We start from the raw sequence: 16,816 nt of genomic DNA on the forward strand, positions 1-16,816 counted from the left end.
GATCAGGCCGCCTGCTCTTTTGCGACCTGTTCGAAGTCAGCCAGACTGCCATCGAAAAGTGCAATAATGTCGTCGATATCTGCGGCGGTAACGGTCAACGGCGGCGTGACCAGAACATGATCCCCCTCAAGGCCGTTCAGGCAGCGCCTTGGGTAGATCAGCAAGCCCCGCGCCTTGGCCAGCGCGGTGAGCCTATCGAAGGCGTTGAACGCAGCGGGGAAAGGTTGCTTGCTGACCTTGTCTTGCACCAACTCCACACCCTGCAACAGGCCAATACCGCGCACATTGCCTATGCAATCGTATTTCTCGGCCAGCTGTTCGAGTTGCCGGCGCAAATAGGCGCCTTGCTCAGCGGCATTGCTGACCAGCTTCTCCGAGTTCATTACCTCAATCACGGCAAGGCCGGTGGCACAGGCGAGCGGATTCCCGGCATAGGTATGACCATGCATAAAGCCTCCGCTTCGGCCCACTGCATCCACGAGTTCCCTGGTCGCCATCATGGCGGCAATGGGGTAATAGCCGGAGCCCATGCCCTTTGCCAGTGCCAGAATGTCGGGGGCTACGCCATAGTGCTGGTAAGCAAACCAGGCACCGGTGCGGCCCATACCACTGAGCACTTCGTCCATGATCAACAGGCAACCGTAGCGGTCACACAGGGCGCGCATTCCTTCCATGTAAGTCCGGGTGACCATACGGCCACCAGTGCTGGCACCGCCAACCGGCTCAAGCACAATGGCTGCGATGGTTTCCGGGCCCTCCGCTAGAATGGCGATTTCAGTCTGTCTCAGCACCGCTGCAATATGTTCTTCAACGCTCGATTCGCGGTAACGATACAGGTCTGGCGAGGGCACCTTGACTGAGCCAATGGTGATCGAGCGGTAGGGCGCTTCCAGAGGTTCGTACCCGGTTAGCCCCAGTGCGCCCATGGTGCTGCCGTGATACGACGGGCGCAGCGATACAAACTTGCTACGTTCAGGCTGACCTTCGGCAACGAAATACTGAATCGCCAACTTGATCGCGCTCTCGACTGCTTCCGAACCACTGCCGACAAAAAAGACTTTCTGCAGATCAGCGTCAGTCAGGTCAACCATTTTATTAGCCAGATCCAGTGCAACCTGGCTTTCAAACTGAGTGCGGTAGCTGAACGAAACCTTATCGAGTTGCTCGATCATGGCTCGTTTTACGGTGGGATGATTGTGGCCAATATTGCAGGTGATGGCTCCCGAGCACCCATCGATGTAACGACGCCCCGTGGTATCCCAGATATAAATGCCATCGGCATGGCTGACCAGAGGCATGTCATTACTGGTCAGATAAAACAAAGCACTGTTGGACATGAGGTCGTCGATCCTTTGGGGCAAAACGATGTTTTTTTGAACGATTCCGCATTATAGGAACAGATAAAAATTAACTTCAATGCATAATGTTTTTTCATTATTTAATGATTTAAACTCATGTTTTAGCTCCGAAAGACGTCCACGAGGCCTGCCATCATGAGTGAGATTAAACTTACTTCTTTGAAATCAATGATTATTTTTAAAACACTTTATGAGACGGGCAGCGCCACACAAACAGCAAAAGATTTGGGTATAACCCAGTCGGGCGTCAGTCGGTCACTGGCGCAGTTGGAAGAACATATTGGCATTGCGCTGTTCATGCGACACAAAAAACGACTGATTGTTCTGCCCGAGGCCGATGAGTTCTATGGTGAAGTTGTGGGGTTACTGGGTAATCTGGAAAACATGAATCACAGCATCGCTGCGCTAAGGGAATTTGGCGCTTCGCGCATACGCATCGCCTGTGCACCCGGTCTCGGTTTTGCCTATATACCCAAAACCATCGCCCGTGTTCTGAGCGACAACCCGAAGTACAGTGTGTATCTCGATATTATGCCCAGCCCGGAGATAGTGCGTGCGGTTGAAGCCGGTTATTTTGATGTCGGATTCGTCACCCTGCCGGTGACCAGCCAGGCCCTGGTGGTGGATGAATTGATCTCAACCGAAGCGGTCTGCCTGCTGCCAAAAAACCACAGCCTGGCCAAAGCCAGTGTGATTACCACAGAAGATCTGAAAGGCCAGCATCTGGTTATCCCCAACCAGCCCAACCTGGCAGCCGACCAGCTACTACTTCACCTGGCGGAAAAAAACATACGCATTGCCGGTAAAACCGAAGCCAACATCGCAGCTATATGCTCACTGGTTGCCAATGGCGTCGGCATCACACTGATCAACCCCATCACGGCCTATGACAATCAGGCAATGCGCGATGACCTCTCGATCAAACCGTTCAAGCCTGCCTTTCATTATCGTTTTGGACTGGTGTACAAACAGAAATGGGCGAATAACCGGTTAATCAGCTTGCTCAAGGAGATGCTGCCGGAGTTGCCGGATCACCTGGTAGCAGAACGGCTTAAACCCTAACCCGAAGCTGAAAAGAGCCTACGGAGCCACGAAGGCGAAGTGGAAAGGGCACGATAGACCCGCTGCAGGGCCAAACGTCGTTTAGAAGCGAGTATGACGTTGTACAATGGACGGCTGGTGTTCAACTGAGCAGAAGTTGCTGAAGCAGGGAGTAATAAATGCGGGAAAGTGGTCGGCGTGGCAGGATTCGAACCTGCGACCCCTTCGTCCCAATAGAAAGCCACTTGGCGAACTTGCCCACGCAAAAACAGCAACCTACACTGCATGCATTGTATGCATTGTATGCATTGTATGCATAGGAGGCCAACGCAATGGCGATGCTGACTGTTCGCAATCTACCCGAAGAAGTCCATAAGGCTCTGCGTGTGAAAGCAGCCATCAACGGCCGCAGTATGGAAGCAGAGGCCCGAGCGATTCTGAAGAATGCTGTGCTGGCCGATGACCCGAGCCGACCTGCTGAGGCGGTCACCAGCGAAATGGTCAAAGCTCAGTAGCATTATGCTCGTCCGTCCAAAAAGACGGGCCTTCTAAGTAAAAAACAATAAACCAGGCCGGCATGCCCATAGGAGGGCAGACTTTGGAAATGATCGACAACATCAACCGCCTGCTGGGTGACGATCTGAAAGAAACGATCACACCAGGTGCCCGCCTGAAAATCGCGGCTTCATGTTTCTCTATCTATGCATTCGAGGCACTCAAGGCCGAGCTGGCTGATGTGGAAAGCCTGCAGTTCGTGTTCACCGCGCCTACGTTTGTACCCACCGAAGTGACCGATCGCCTTAAAAAAGAGCGTCGGGAATTCTTTATCCCCAAATCCCAGCGTGAGAGCGGACTTTACGGCACCGAGTTTGAAATCCAGCTGCGCAACAAGCTAACTCAGCGGGCGGTAGCGCGGGAGTGCGCTCAGTGGATACGCCAAAAAGCCAGGTTCCGCTCGAATAAAACGAAGGCCCCCATGCAGTCCTTTGTCCATGTGGCCGGGGGTGATAGCCGTGTCGCCTATATGCCGGTCAATGGTTTTACCGCCGTGGATCTGGGTTACCAGCAAGGCAACGCTGTCTCCAACTTCGTTACCCGCATGGACGAGCCGGCCCACGCGCAAATGTACCTTCAATTATTCGACCAAATCTGGAGTGACCCCGATAAGGTTGAGGACGTTACTAATGCCATTTGCGACCACATCGAGTCTGTCTACCAGGAGAACGGTCCCGAGCGTATCTACTTCATCATGCTCTACAACATCTTCCATGACTTCCTGGAAGATGTAGATGAAGACGTGTTGCCCAACGACCTCACGGGATACCGGGAAAGCCTGGTCTGGAACAAACTGTTCAACTACCAGAAAGATGCCGCAACCGGGATTATCAACAAGCTGGAAACCTACAGCGGCTGCATCCTTGCTGATAGTGTGGGGCTCGGCAAAACCTTTACCGCATTGGCCGTCGTCAAATATTACGAGCTGCGCAACAAATCGGTATTGGTACTGTGCCCAAAGAAGCTCGCGGACAACTGGCGCAACTTCAACAGCAATCTCACAACGAACATCTTCGCCAAAGACCGCTTCAACTACGATGTGCTTTGCCACACCGACCTGTCGCGCACTGGCGGGGAATCCTTTGGCATTCCCTTGAACCGGGTCAACTGGGGCAACTACGACCTGGTCGTCATCGACGAGTCCCACAACTTCCGCAATAACGACGTTTATAAAGACCGGGAAACGCGATACCAGAAGCTGATGAACAAAGTCATCCGCGCCGGTGTAAAAACCAAAGTGCTGATGCTGTCAGCTACCCCGGTTAACAATCGCTTCAATGATCTGCGCAATCAACTGGCTTTGGCCTACGAGGGTCAGTCAGAAACACTTGGCAAACACCTAAAAACTGAAACCAGCGTAGAAGAGATCTTCCGTCGGGCTCAAAAGGCATTTAACGAGTGGTCCGCACTGCCACCGGAAGAGCGCACGGCAGCCACAATCCTGCGGGCTCTGGATTTCGACTTTTTCGAGCTCCTGGATAGCGTCACCATTGCCCGGTCACGGAAGCACATCCAGACCTTCTATGACACCACGGATATCGGGCCATTTCCGGAACGTCGAAAGCCATTATCGTTTCATTGTCCGATTACTGAGCGCACGGATGTCGCCGACCTCAACCATATTTTCACCGAGCTGTCCCTGCTCAAGCTGGCCGTGTATGCGCCCATTAGCTACATCCTGCCAAGCCGTATCCGCAAATACGAAGAACTGTACGACACCCAGGTCGAGGGCGGTAAAGGCAAGCTTCGCCAGGCTGATCGCGAACACAGCCTGCAGGCATTGATGACAACCAATCTCCTTAAGCGGTTGGAAAGCTCTGTCGCAGCCTTTCGATTAACGCTGGCATCCCTCAGAGCCAATATCACCCGCACCCTGGATGCTATAGAGGGGTTTGAGTCCAGTGGCCAGGCGATTCAGATTGGTGACTACCTGGATAACCCGGGCGGCTTTGATAGTGATGACGAAGATCTGAGCGGGCTGGACGAATTCACTGTCGGCAAAAAAGTACAGATCAGCCTCGCCGACATGGATCTGCCCTCCTGGCGCCATGACCTGGATGCCGATCTGCTCCTGATCGACGGGCTGCTGGAAGCCATGCGCAAAGTGACGCCGGCCGATGACGCCAAGCTCCAACACCTGCTAAAACTGATCAATGATAAGCTCGAAAATCCACTCAACCCCGGCAACCGCAAAGTTCTGATCTTCACCGCCTTTGCCGATACCGCCGACTATCTCTATGACAACCTGGCCCCCATGGCCCGGAAATTGGGGCTTCACGTCGGTAAAGTGACCGGATCGGCCGCGCCCAAGTCAACGCTGCACAAGGCCTACGATTTCCAGAGTCTGCTCACCCTGTTCTCGCCCCGCTCCAAGGAGAAGGCTATCGCACTCCCGAACGAGCCGGCTGAACTGGATATTCTGATTGGTACCGACTGCATTTCCGAAGGCCAGAACCTTCAGGACTGCGATTACCTGATCAACTACGACATTCACTGGAACCCCGTGCGCATTATCCAGCGCTTTGGCCGGATTGACCGCATCGGCTCGCCCAACCAGCAGATACAGCTGGTCAATTACTGGCCGGACATCAGCCTGGATGAGTACATCAACCTCAAAGAGCGGGTGGAAAACCGCATGGTGATTGCGGATGTAACCGCCACCGGTGACGATAACGTGCTTACGGCCAAGTCCAGTGAAATTGCTTACCGGAAAGAGCAGCTCAAACGCATGCAGGAGGAAGTGATTGAACTGGAAGACGTCAAAGCCGGTGTGTCGATTACCGACCTGGGCCTCAATGACTTCCGCATGGACCTACTCAACTACGTGAAAGAGCACGGCGAGCTGGAAAACGTGCCCTTCGGCATGCACGCCCTTGTGCCAGCCCAACCGCAACTAGGCATAGAGCCCGGCGTCATCTTCGCCCTGAAAAACATCCACGACAGTGTCAACGTCAACCAGCAGAATCGCTTGCACCCCTATTACCTGGTGTATATTGGCGACGACGGTGACGTGGTCGCAGACCACACCGAAGTTAAGCGCTTGCTCGACCTGGTCCGTAGCAGCTGCAAAGGCAAAGTAGAACCGATTCCCGACCTGTGCCACAAGTTCAATGCACACACAGATGATGGGCGCAACATGAAGCGCTACTCAGATCTGCTCAGCCAGGCCATCCGCAGCATGATCGACGTTAAAGACGAAAAAGACATCGACAGCCTGTTCGGTGGTGGCCGCACCACTGCTCTGACCAATACAATTAAAGGGCTGGATGACTTCGAACTCATTGCCTTCCTGGTCATCGAAAGGCAAGGTGCATGACCCTGTTTGCCTGGCCCAAGACAGCTGCCTTTGACCGGGTGGTACCCAAGCGCAAGGTATACGAGCATGGGGCCGTTGGGAGCGCCCTGAAGGAGCGTTTTGTACAGCAGGTGGAGAAGATTACCTGGGCCTACAAACTGGCCCCCGAGACGGTCAACCTGCCCGCCACTAAGACAGTCACCGAGATTCAGGTGTTTCGTGTCACGCTCAAGGGCGCCGAGCTGGATCGGGGTGTGCTCAAGGCCATTGACCGCGCGATTCCCTTCCCACTGATTTTCGAATTGATACAAGGTACGCGTATTAAGGTCGCAGCAGCCTACAAGCAAAGCTTGCGTTCTCAGAAGGGCGAAGGTGATAGCAGCCGCTGGCGGATAGGCAACTATTTTGAAACCGACTGGCAGCCAGAGCACACAACACGCCAACCCTTGCCGGTCGCATTGGATATGGTCAGCCTCTATGAGCAGCTGCTCAGCCCGCTCGTGCAGAATGGGATTACCCACGTTAAAGCACAGAGCTCAGCCCCGGAAGCCAGAGAGCCTCCGGCGGCTGTTTATGCTGTGACCGCAGCAAGCAAACAAGCGGACAGAGTGACGCTGGAGCAGCGCATCGAACTGGCTGAAGCCATAGCCGCACAGCAGAAAGAGATTCAGCGGATCAAAGCAAGGCTGAGTCGTGAGAAACAATTCAACAAGCGCGTGGCCATCAACGCCGAGCTGCGCGAAGCCAAACATGAACTGGAGCGGCTGACTCAACAAAAAGGCGCTTCCAATGGTTATTGAGAGAGATGGAATGGACAAATTGAAAATGCACAGCCCTGACCTGAGTCAGGACAACATTGCCAAGATTCGCGAGATGTTTCCTGGATGTGTGACCGAGGCACGGGATGGAGCTACGGGGGAGCCGCGATTAGCAGTGGATTTTGATCAGCTTCGTCAGGAGCTGAGTGATTCTATCGTAGAAGGTCCGCAGGAGCGTTATCGGTTAGATTGGCCAGGTAAGCGAGAGTCATTAGTGCTCGCAAATGAACCCATAAGCATGACATTACGGCCATTCGAAGGCGATAGCGTTAATTTTGAAGCAACGAGAAATGCTTTTATTGAGGGGGATAACTTAGACGCCTTAAAGCTTATACAGGAGATGTTTCTCGGTCAGATACAAATGATATATATCGACCCCCCCTACAACACCGGGCGCGACCTGCTTTACGACGATGATTTTTCTGAGGGAATTGAGGAATATCAGTATCGATCACGTCAGGTCCAACAAGAAGGATTCAAAATGACTGCAAACCCCGATGAGGGGGGCCGCTTTCATTCGAACTGGCTTAGTAGCCTATATCCAAGAATTAAAATATGTAAAAGACTTTTGAAATCAGAAGGAGTTCTGGCAATTTCAATCGATGACAATGAGATTTCTAACCTGCTCGCGATCGTGGATGAAATATTCGGCTGGGAAAATCGAAAAGTAATCTGTGTTAAAATGAGTGAGTCGAGCGGACTTAAAATGGGTTCGGTAAAGAAATATGGAACGATACCCAAGCTCAAAGAGTATCTCGTCCTTTGTTCAAAAAACGGAATAAGTGGGTTTGAATTTGATGGTGTGGCCAAACAAGATTGGGATGACGAGTACAACATATTCCTTAAGGGCCTAGATAAAGCCGGGAGAGAACTAATCTCTCGCTCGGTCATGGATGGTGGTGAAAAGGTGCCAATCGATGAGCTCGATAAAGTTGCCGAAGAAGTTCAGCTTCAATCCCTATCAGAAGCATTTGAAGAGTCTGGCCTGCCAGCTAACGAGAAAAAAGCTTGGTGTTTTGAGAATTCGTGGCGGATTTGTCAGTGTGCAACTTCGGCAAGTGTTCTCAAACTTGTGCAAGAAAAAAAGAAGACAAACGATAACTCGGTCTTCTTCGTTAGAACAGCCTCTGGCCTAACTTATCCCGTGAGATCTAACTTTTCAGAATCCTCATCTAAGCCACGAGTCCAACTGATTTTTGCAGATGATAACTCTACCGTGCATCCGGGCGATATGTGGCTAGATATTAAAACAACTGGTTTGGATGGCGAAGGCGGAGTTAGTTTTAAAAACGGGAAGAAGCCACTTAAGCTTCTGAAGCGCATTCTTAAATCGAAGACTCGCCCTAACGACATAGTTATGGATTTCTTCGCTGGCTCCGGAAGTTTCGGACATGCCGTGATGTCGGCTAATGCTGAAGATGGCTTCAATCGAAGATTTATTTTAGCTCAGTTACCCGAGGCGTTGAATGTCAAAGATGATGACCAAAAAGCCTCTCATGATTTCTGTTCATCGCTAGGTTTAGAGCCAAATGTGGCTGAACTTTGTAAGGAGCGTTTACGAAAGTCGGGGAATAGGGTTTTGGGCGAAAACTGCCATCCCGATTGGAACCGCGATGTTGGCTTCCGCGTGCTTAAGGTCGATTCGTCTAATATGAAGGACATCTACTACCGCCCCGACGAATTATCCCAAGGCGATTTGTTGGAGTCAGTTGACAACGTTAAACCCGACCGCACCCCAGAAGACCTTCTTTTTCAGGTGCTGGTTGACTGGGGTGTAGATCTGACCCTGCCGATCCGTCGCGAAACCCTGCAAGGCAAGACCGTATTTTTCGTCGATGACAATGCGCTGGTCGCTTGTTTCGACACGGGTGTTACGGAGGATCTGGTCAAAGAGCTGGCCAGGCATGAGCCCTTGCGCGTGGTTTTCCGCGACAATGGGTTCGTCTCTGATGCGGTGAAAATAAACGTCGAGCAGATTTTCCGCCAGCTTTCACCCAGCACTGAGGTCAGAAGCCTCTAGGGAAGCACGGTATGGACCAACCAGCCCTGAACACGCTGCTTGAAGGATTGATCCGCACTTGGGAAAACGAGGCGGCGGAGTTCAAGGAAGCGGGCAATGACTTCGACACCAACAAGATTGGTGCTTATTTCTCTGCCCTCAGCTGGGCGCATTCTTAATACCGGCTCACGAGGCAAGCCCGAGTGGACGCTTGCAGAATGAATGCGCACCATGAAATGCCACATAGCTTTAGTAATCAAATACTTAATCTTTTCTGCAGCAACGATGAATTAGCTCGTATGCAGAAAGAATGCAGAAAGAGACTGCCATGAAGCTGAAGTTCAAAACCCAGGCTTACCAAACTAATGCCGTTGAATCCGTGGTGGACTGCTTTGCCGGTCAACCCATGCATGAAGGTCTGGCCTACCGCATTGACCCCGGCCAGCAGGCTCAGACTGGCGCCTTCGACGCAGAGGGCTTCAAGAATGCCGACCTGGCACTAAGTGAATCCCAGGTACTAGAGAACATTCAGGCCGTTCAGCGTCGACAGAACCTCCCGACGTCATCGTCACTGACGGACTTCACCGCCTACGACTCCAAAAACAACCATGTACCGGCTAAGGCCGCCTACAAAAAAGATGCTCTGGCCGCCACACGCATCCACCTGGACGTGGAGATGGAGACCGGCACCGGCAAGACCTATTGCTACATCAAGACCATCTTCGAGATGAATAAGCGCTATGGCTGGAGCAAGTTCATCATCATGGTGCCCTCGATTGCTATTCGTGAGGGCGTGTATAAGTCGCTACAGATCACCGCTGAGCATTTCACCGAAAGCTACGGTAAAAAGGCGCGGTTCTTCATCTACAACTCCAAGCGGCTGCATGAGCTGGAAAGTTTTTCTTCCGACGCCGGCATCAATGTGATGATTATGAACATCCAGGCCTTCAACGCCCGGGGTGCCGATAACAGGCGTATCTATGACGAGCTCGATGACTTTCAGTCACGGAAACCCATCGATGTCATTGCCGCAAACCGGCCCATTCTGATTCTTGACGAGCCACAGAAGATGGAAGGTAAAGCCACCATGGAGGCTCTGCCCCAGTTCAAGCCGCTGGCGATTCTTCGCTACTCAGCTACCCACCGCACCCAGCACAACCGCATCCACCGCCTGGATGCGCTGGACGCCTACAACCAGAAACTGGTCAAAAAAATCGCTGTACGTGGCATCCAGACACGTGGCCTGGCCGGCACCAACGCCTACCTGTATCTCGAAGGTATCGACATCTCAAGGGAGGCACCGGTTGCGCGCATAGAGCTTGAAGTAAAACTCAAATCCGGCGAGATCAAGCGTCAGCTCAGGCGTCTTCGGTTCAAAGATGATCTGTTTGCGGAATCGGGTGAACTGGATCAATACCGGGACGGCTTCACCATCAGCCAGATTGACGCTACCAACGACACCGTGGAGTTCACCAATGGGCTGGTACTTACGGCTGGAGAGGCCAGTGGCGACGTTTCCGAAGGAGATATCCGACGTATCCAGATCCGCGAGACCATCAAGGCGCATCTGGACCGGGAGAAACAGCTGTTTGTACAGGGCATCAAGGTACTGTCGTTGTTTTTTATCGACGAGGTGGCCAAGTACCGTGATTACGACCAGGAAGATGACAATGGCGAGTACGCCCGCATCTTTGAGGAAGAGTATCAGCTACTGAAGAATGAATACCTGTCTGAACTGGCCATAGACAATCAGGCCTACCGCCAGTACCTGGAGGGCATTGACCCAGCCAGCACTCACAATGGCTACTTTGCCATTGATAAAAAAACCAATCGCCTGAAAGATCCCGCTGTGGGGAAAAAGGCGGTTGATTCTGATGATGTGGACGCCTATGACCTGATTCTGAAAGACAAAGAGCGCCTGCTCTCCTTCCAGGAGCCTACGCGGTTCATCTTCTCGCACTCGGCGCTGCGTGAGGGCTGGGACAACCCCAACGTCTTCATCATGTGCATGTTAAAGCACAGCGACAACATGATTTCCCGGCGCCAGGAGGTGGGGCGTGGCCTGCGATTGGCAGTCGACAAGCACGGCGACCGCATGGACCACCCTGCCGTCGTTCATGACATCAACGTACTGACGGTGATCGCCAGCGAGAGCTACAAAGATTTCGTTACCGGGCTGCAACAGGAAATCAGTGAAAATCTGAGTGCCCGGCCGCGTCAGGCAACCGAAACCTATTTTACGGGCAAGCTATTGGCCACCGAGCAAGGCACTGTAGAAGTCACACCCGCCATGGCCAAGCAGATATACCGCTATCTGGTGAAGAACGACTATACCGACGATACAGACCAGGTTGTCGATACCTACCATGATGCGAAGGCTCAAGGCGCCCTGGCGGAGTTACCCGAGGATCTGAAGCCATTCGGTGACCAGATCTTTGCCTTGATCGACACCGTGTTCAGCGAAGGTCAACTTCCCAAAATCGAGGATGGCCGCAAACCGAAGACCAACCCGCTCAATACCAATTTCGATAGAAAAGAATTCCAAGCGCTATGGCAGCGCATAAACCGCAAGGCCGTGTATCGCGTCGACTTTGACTCCGATGAACTGGTGCGCAAGTGCATTGCAACGCTGGACAAGGAACTGCGCGTAACGCCCCTGCAGTACACCGTACAGAAGGGCATTCAGCAAGATGCGCTAACCGACGAGCAATTGCGCAAAGGCGATGGCTTCAAGGTTGAAGAAACAGCGACCGAATATGGCGACTCCATCCACTCAAGAGTCCGCTATGACCTGTTGGGTAAGGTGTCTGAAAATGCCCACCTGACCCGTGGGACCGCTGCCAGCATTCTGCAGGGCATTCAGTCCGCCGTCTTTAATCAGTTCCGCCAGAACCCGGAACACTTCATTGCCGAGGCATCACGGCTGATCACGGAACAAAAAGCGGCAATGGTGATTGAGCGACTGGCCTACGATGAAGTTGATGAGCGTTACGATGTGGATATCTTCACCGCTAACCAGACTGGCCAGGATTTCTCCCGCGCCACGGAGAAACTAAAGAACCACGTATATGACTACGCGATTACGGATTCGGATGTCGAGCGCCGCTTCGTGAATGAGTTGGATACGAGCAGTGAAGTGGTGGTTTACGCCAAGCTGCCGAGAGGCTTTCTGATTCCCACACCCGTCGGCGATTACAATCCGGACTGGGCGATTTCCTTCCAGGCTGACAACATCAAGCACATCTACTTTATCGCTGAGACCAAAGGCTCGATGTCGTCCATGAAACTGCGGGAAATAGAAAAGACCAAGATCGAATGTGCGAGAAAGTTCTTTGATGAGATCAACCTGAAGGTCGCTCAGGATAAGGTGAAGTATGATGTCGTGACTGACTATGCGAAGCTTATGGACGTGGTGGGGGCGGCCACGACACAGTGACGAACAGGAGCCTGGAAGTAAAAAGTACAAGTTTTGCCCTTTTGGCTGGCTATATCACCATAGGGCAACACAGGTACTTGCTTCCCTCCGTTTGCGCTCGTTTGTTACTACGTAAAAAATCAGTCAACCCACCGGGCGGCGACATATGATGAGGTAGACCCGGATGCTGCGACTCACCCTGCATGTGACGCAGTTTTAAGGGCCCGGCAATTGGCGCAGATTTACTCCTATCTGCATCTAATTTCTACAGACTCGCGAATTTGGACTTAACTCATAATGCAAATGGACAATCTGGAACTCTCCAAAAAGGTGTGTGGTCTCGCGGCCTCGGCTTATCTCGCAAATAAACACCGTGGGGGAAAGGCCGGAGGAGAAGGTGTTCAATACGAAAATTGGTTCGCCGTCTACAATGCTGCGAAGCTCGTGACGGATACAATCCAGAACGGACTGCCAGCGCCATTCCTATCGACGCAAACGATGGATTTCGTGGATGACTTTGTAATTCTCTGGAACGAAGATTCTTGTCATCAGCACTTCCAGCTCAAAAATACTGAAAACGTCTCTTGGAGCTCAGGTGACCATCCGATTGCCGATGATTTCCGGTATCAGAAGCTCTTGAACGAAGGAGCCGGTGTGGGCAAAACTTCAGCCACGCTCGTCCTGCCCTGTCCTGAAAAAGCAGGAAGGCTCGAAAAATCAATGCCCGAAGATATTTCTAACTACTCGGCTGTGGAGCAGTTCGCCTTTGGAGAGACTCTAAATCACCTCCTCCAGATTGAACCCAAGCTCCGCGATGCACTCGCGAATCTGTGTGTTAACGCTGACCTCGACAAGATAGAAAGACTGGGATCTTTATTTGTCGGCGAATGGGTGAGTAACTGTGGTACCCCCTGTAACCTCGTGGATCTTTGGGAAGGGGTTCTGCGGCACGAGCCAAATTACGTTAGATCGCTATCTAGAGTTGACATTCTTGAAAAATTTGAAGCGATACTGATGCAAATCGAGGGTTTCCACTATACTATGGGTCAAGGGTTTTTCGAGTGGAGTTATCTGGAGTCAGACTCTGGCGTACTTGAGTACTCGGTGGGCTCCGAGAAATTCTCTGAATTTCAAAGAATTATAGTCATGGAAGAACCGTCTACATTCGAAGAGTTAGAGAGGCACTTGATATGAGCCGGACACTGACCGAACTCGCTACCGCCTCCATTCAATCTTTATTGGATCGTCTAGCGGCCCCCGCAACGCCCCCTGCAGAATACAAACATATAATGTATCAGCTGGGCTTTGAGCATGGCAAAGCGCTCAGGGACAAGCTCGAAGGTAAATCTGTAGGAATCGCCTGTACAGTTGAAGACGCAGATTTTCTGGTACAGGGAATCATTGAAGGCTTGAGGGGTAGTGTTAGCTCGATTTCCGTAGCTTGCTTTTGGAACAAGCGTTTTCCTGGAGACGAAACCAGAAATATTCCCGATACAGCACCCATCCAGAGAAAGTACTCCGAACCTACAATAAAGTCGGTAGATAGTCTTATTGTCGCAAAATCAATCATTTCTGGCGCTTGTGTCGTAAAAACGAATCTTACGCACCTTATTCGTGAATCGAATCCATCTATGATTTATGTAGTTGCTCCGGTGATGTTTACAAACGCCAAGTCGAATCTTGAAAAAGAGTTCGCGAGCGATATTACTCGTCGCTTCGCATATTACTATTTTGCCCAGGATGATCAAAAATCTGCGGATAATAATGTCATACCGGGTATTGGTGGTAACGTGTACCAACGTTTGGGGTTTGAAGATCAGGATGATAAGAACCATTACACCCCGGAATTAGTGATCAACCGCCGCAGAAATCTTTCCTCCGGCAAGTCGACGCCTCTTTCCCACGCATAAACTTAGACGCGGCTAACATCAATTCTCGACTCTCAAGTCGCTCTGAATTCTTTTCAATGATGCTGTAGCCGCCCATGCGTCACGAGAGAGAGTGGCGCTGAGTCTTCCGTCGTCCACATCTGGAGACGACATTCAGGTCGCAACTTTCCGTTAAGTAGAGAGGTTGCTGGGGCGAAGAGTCTAGTAGAGGTCTTCGCCCCGGGCACCATTATCACTCAGCAGGCATCTCCTCATTCATGCGAAGCACCGCCTGATCAAATTCTTCAATATCAGACCTTAGCCACCGAGTGGATCCTGAGCTCAGTTTTTTCCCGCGAGGGAATTTGCCTTCACGAATCCAGCGTCGGATAGTGCCGCGGGATACTGAGTAGTAGTTCCCCACCTCCGTATCCGTGAAGTACATTTGCAACGACGTATTTTTCATCTGCATCTCCATTTAGTTTTGAGTACGAGTTAATGCTAAGAGGATGCAAGCGGTCGTTGGGCGCTGTAATTTCGGGATTTAAGCAATTAGGCAAAGGAAAGAGCTGGAAGCACTTGAATTGGGGGCATCAGAGCTGAATCGCTACAATACCCTCTAGGAAAATTTTCCATCGTTTGGGGCAGTTTGCCAGATCTTAAACATGATAATAATGCCTCTCGGAAGTCAGTTACGTTTCTCCTGATCTTATCTTCGGCTGCAGGCATGGTAGACTCTAAACGAAGTTATTATTTATTTACGCATGATCGGAAATCATTAATCAAGCTTTTGGGATCTTGAGCGTGCACGAGGATCATACCCTTCCCAAACGCCACCTTTTGAACGGTTTTCATCCCCCCACATCGGCTGAAGATTCCGGTAATTAAAACAATCTTTTTGCTGCTCTGGATCACTCAGATCAAAGCTAACGCATGGACGAACGTGATCTATATGCCATTCCCCATAGTTTTCCCATGACATATCTGCGTCAAACTGACTCGATAAGTGTTCTTTAAGTTCGCTAATACTGCACCCAATCAAACTAACAGCTGACTCGCTCTTAGAATCTCTCGAAACAGCTTTATAAAGTCGATCTCGTAAGCTTTTCGATATTCTCCAATCAATATCTTCTTGCCGTCTTCGCTTTTCATATTCTCTGTACCACTCTCGGCTCTGATCAGAGTTTTTTCGATCTTTCTGTCTATCGAGATAATCTTCTCGATTCTCGTTGTACCAATTTCTAAATGAATGAAGCCGCTTTTCTCTAAACTCGGGACTGGTTTCCAATTTATCTTTGTGATCCCCATACTCGCAATCCCAGCAGCCACCCGAGGAGGTCTTCCTCTTCGAAAGATGTCCAGACCGAGTACAGCGCTGGCCATCCCAATAAAAGCCTTCCCCCGCCTCTTTAGAGTCTGCTCTGGTCGATGGCAATTCATACCAATCATCAGGCACCAAGCCTTTACAATTTTCTCTATATATTAAGTTGCGCGCACGAGCGAGGGCATTTTTTCCAGTAGGTCTCTCAATGCCTAGCTCTGAATAACGCCTTCTTATCAGCGTTGTTGAAACACCTAGATCGCTACTTAGTTGCTCATTAGTTAGGCAAAAGTTGTCTCTCAGATAATTATCTTCTTGTTCTGTCCAATTTTTCTTCTTGGGCATAGCAAAAGCTCCAAGCCGAGGACTTATCGATATGAGGCATGCATCTGACCTGATCGGGTACCTATGTCTATTCAGCATAAATTTCACGAACTCATCTTGTAATAAAGCGAAGTCCAAAGAACGTTGCGGCGCTGACAACCAATGTCCATAAAATTGTCAAATTAAATCTATCTTGATGAAACTCTGCTGGTGATGCCGCGTTAAAATCCACGTAACTGTCATAGAAAAAATAACCGAAGATTGACCCTACAATGATCGCAACAATCAGTGAAAAAGCGAATTTTTGGAATTTCAAATTATCCATAGCAACTCCTTGCCACATAACGCCAACCATAAGCGGCGCTCTGACAAGGGCGTCCGGTTGAGGGCCATCGGCCCGGAGCAACCTTCATGGCCTTGTTATGTTGATTTTCGCAATACATATACAGCCCGCACATCATCCGAGTGGGGCCCCTTTAGGCTTGGCTTTGGTCTTGATGGGCTGACGCATCTCGTCCTTCTGTTTTTTAACAGAACATCGGCGATCATCTTTTGCTCAGCCACTTCAATTTCGTTTTCAGCCCAGTTGCTACCCAACTTGTTGATGGATTGAGGTGCTGAACGAAAACTTACTTCCTTCGACTCTTTATTTTCAACTTTGACCGGAATAGCGAACTCGCCACTTTCTAGGAGAGAGACAAAAGCATCTGATTTTTCGTAGTCCATGTTTTTCCCTAAACACAACGCCTTTGTTTAGCGGCGCCCCGCCAAGGGCGCCAGGTGGAGGCCATCATAGGCCGGAACTAACTACGACAACCTATT

General features: G+C 51.0%; 14 protein-coding genes. 9 read left to right on the forward strand and 5 right to left on the reverse strand.

Going from position 1 to position 16,816, the window contains the following annotated elements; translation table 11 throughout:
* Positions 1–2: 2 nt before the first annotated feature.
* Complete coding sequence (locus FDP08_RS12780) at positions 3–1,337, reverse strand: aminotransferase family protein (RefSeq protein ID WP_137436520.1); 1,335 nt, start codon at positions 1,335–1,337, stop codon at positions 3–5.
* 189 nt (positions 1,338–1,526) lie between these two features.
* Here FDP08_RS12780 and FDP08_RS12785 point away from each other — a divergent pair, with 189 nt between their 5' ends.
* From FDP08_RS12785 to FDP08_RS12820, 9 genes are all read left to right on the forward strand, one after another.
* Entirely contained in the window at positions 1,527–2,420 is an 894-nt protein-coding gene (locus tag FDP08_RS12785; RefSeq protein ID WP_228263300.1) for a LysR family transcriptional regulator, read from the forward strand.
* A 311-nt stretch (positions 2,421–2,731) separates the two neighbouring features.
* The gene (locus FDP08_RS12790) at positions 2,732–2,914 is read left to right on the forward strand and encodes a FitA-like ribbon-helix-helix domain-containing protein (RefSeq protein WP_137436522.1); all 183 of its coding nucleotides are present in this window, start codon (positions 2,732–2,734) and stop codon (positions 2,912–2,914) included.
* Between the two features lie 83 nt (positions 2,915–2,997).
* Positions 2,998–6,270 carry a helicase-related protein gene (locus FDP08_RS12795; RefSeq protein ID WP_137436523.1) on the forward strand — a complete coding sequence of 1,091 codons (3,273 nt, stop codon included), beginning with the start codon at positions 2,998–3,000 and terminating at the stop codon, positions 6,268–6,270.
* Positions 6,267–7,049: a DUF4391 domain-containing protein gene (locus tag FDP08_RS12800; protein WP_137436524.1), complete on the forward strand. Its 783-nt coding sequence runs from the start codon at positions 6,267–6,269 to the stop codon at positions 7,047–7,049. The genes FDP08_RS12795 and FDP08_RS12800 overlap by 4 nt, the downstream gene beginning before the upstream one ends.
* Before the next feature lie 10 nt (positions 7,050–7,059).
* Positions 7,060–9,087, forward strand: a complete 2,028-nt coding sequence (locus tag FDP08_RS12805) for a site-specific DNA-methyltransferase (protein ID WP_137436525.1) — start codon at positions 7,060–7,062, stop codon at positions 9,085–9,087.
* A gap of 11 nt (positions 9,088–9,098) precedes the next feature.
* On the forward strand, positions 9,099–9,245 hold the full coding sequence (locus FDP08_RS20330; protein WP_170978941.1) for a hypothetical protein: 147 nt from the start codon (positions 9,099–9,101) through the stop codon (positions 9,243–9,245).
* A gap of 149 nt (positions 9,246–9,394) precedes the next feature.
* Complete coding sequence (locus FDP08_RS12810; RefSeq protein WP_137436526.1) at positions 9,395–12,502, forward strand: type III restriction-modification system endonuclease; 3,108 nt, start codon at positions 9,395–9,397, stop codon at positions 12,500–12,502.
* 282 nt (positions 12,503–12,784) lie between these two features.
* Positions 12,785–13,675 carry a hypothetical protein gene (locus FDP08_RS12815; RefSeq protein WP_137436527.1) on the forward strand — a complete coding sequence of 297 codons (891 nt, stop codon included), beginning with the start codon at positions 12,785–12,787 and terminating at the stop codon, positions 13,673–13,675.
* Positions 13,672–14,391 carry a hypothetical protein gene (locus FDP08_RS12820; RefSeq protein ID WP_137436528.1) on the forward strand — a complete coding sequence of 240 codons (720 nt, stop codon included), beginning with the start codon at positions 13,672–13,674 and terminating at the stop codon, positions 14,389–14,391. Before FDP08_RS12815 ends, FDP08_RS12820 begins: the two co-directional genes overlap by 4 nt.
* A gap of 211 nt (positions 14,392–14,602) precedes the next feature.
* Here FDP08_RS12820 and FDP08_RS12825 read toward each other — a convergent pair whose 3' ends face one another.
* From FDP08_RS12825 to FDP08_RS12840, 4 genes are all read right to left on the reverse strand, one after another.
* Positions 14,603–14,815, reverse strand: a complete 213-nt coding sequence (locus FDP08_RS12825; protein ID WP_135954151.1) for a helix-turn-helix transcriptional regulator — start codon at positions 14,813–14,815, stop codon at positions 14,603–14,605.
* A 312-nt stretch (positions 14,816–15,127) separates the two neighbouring features.
* Entirely contained in the window at positions 15,128–16,015 is an 888-nt protein-coding gene (locus FDP08_RS12830) for a hypothetical protein (protein ID WP_137436529.1), read from the reverse strand.
* 91 nt (positions 16,016–16,106) lie between these two features.
* Positions 16,107–16,319, reverse strand: a complete 213-nt coding sequence (locus FDP08_RS12835) for a hypothetical protein (protein ID WP_137436530.1) — start codon at positions 16,317–16,319, stop codon at positions 16,107–16,109.
* A 95-nt stretch (positions 16,320–16,414) separates the two neighbouring features.
* On the reverse strand, positions 16,415–16,720 hold the full coding sequence (locus tag FDP08_RS12840; RefSeq protein ID WP_137436531.1) for a hypothetical protein: 306 nt from the start codon (positions 16,718–16,720) through the stop codon (positions 16,415–16,417).
* Positions 16,721–16,816: the final 96 nt, after the last annotated feature.

The sequence above is a fragment of the Marinobacter panjinensis genome (assembly GCF_005298175.1).
Classification (GTDB): domain Bacteria; phylum Pseudomonadota; class Gammaproteobacteria; order Pseudomonadales; family Oleiphilaceae; genus Marinobacter; species Marinobacter panjinensis.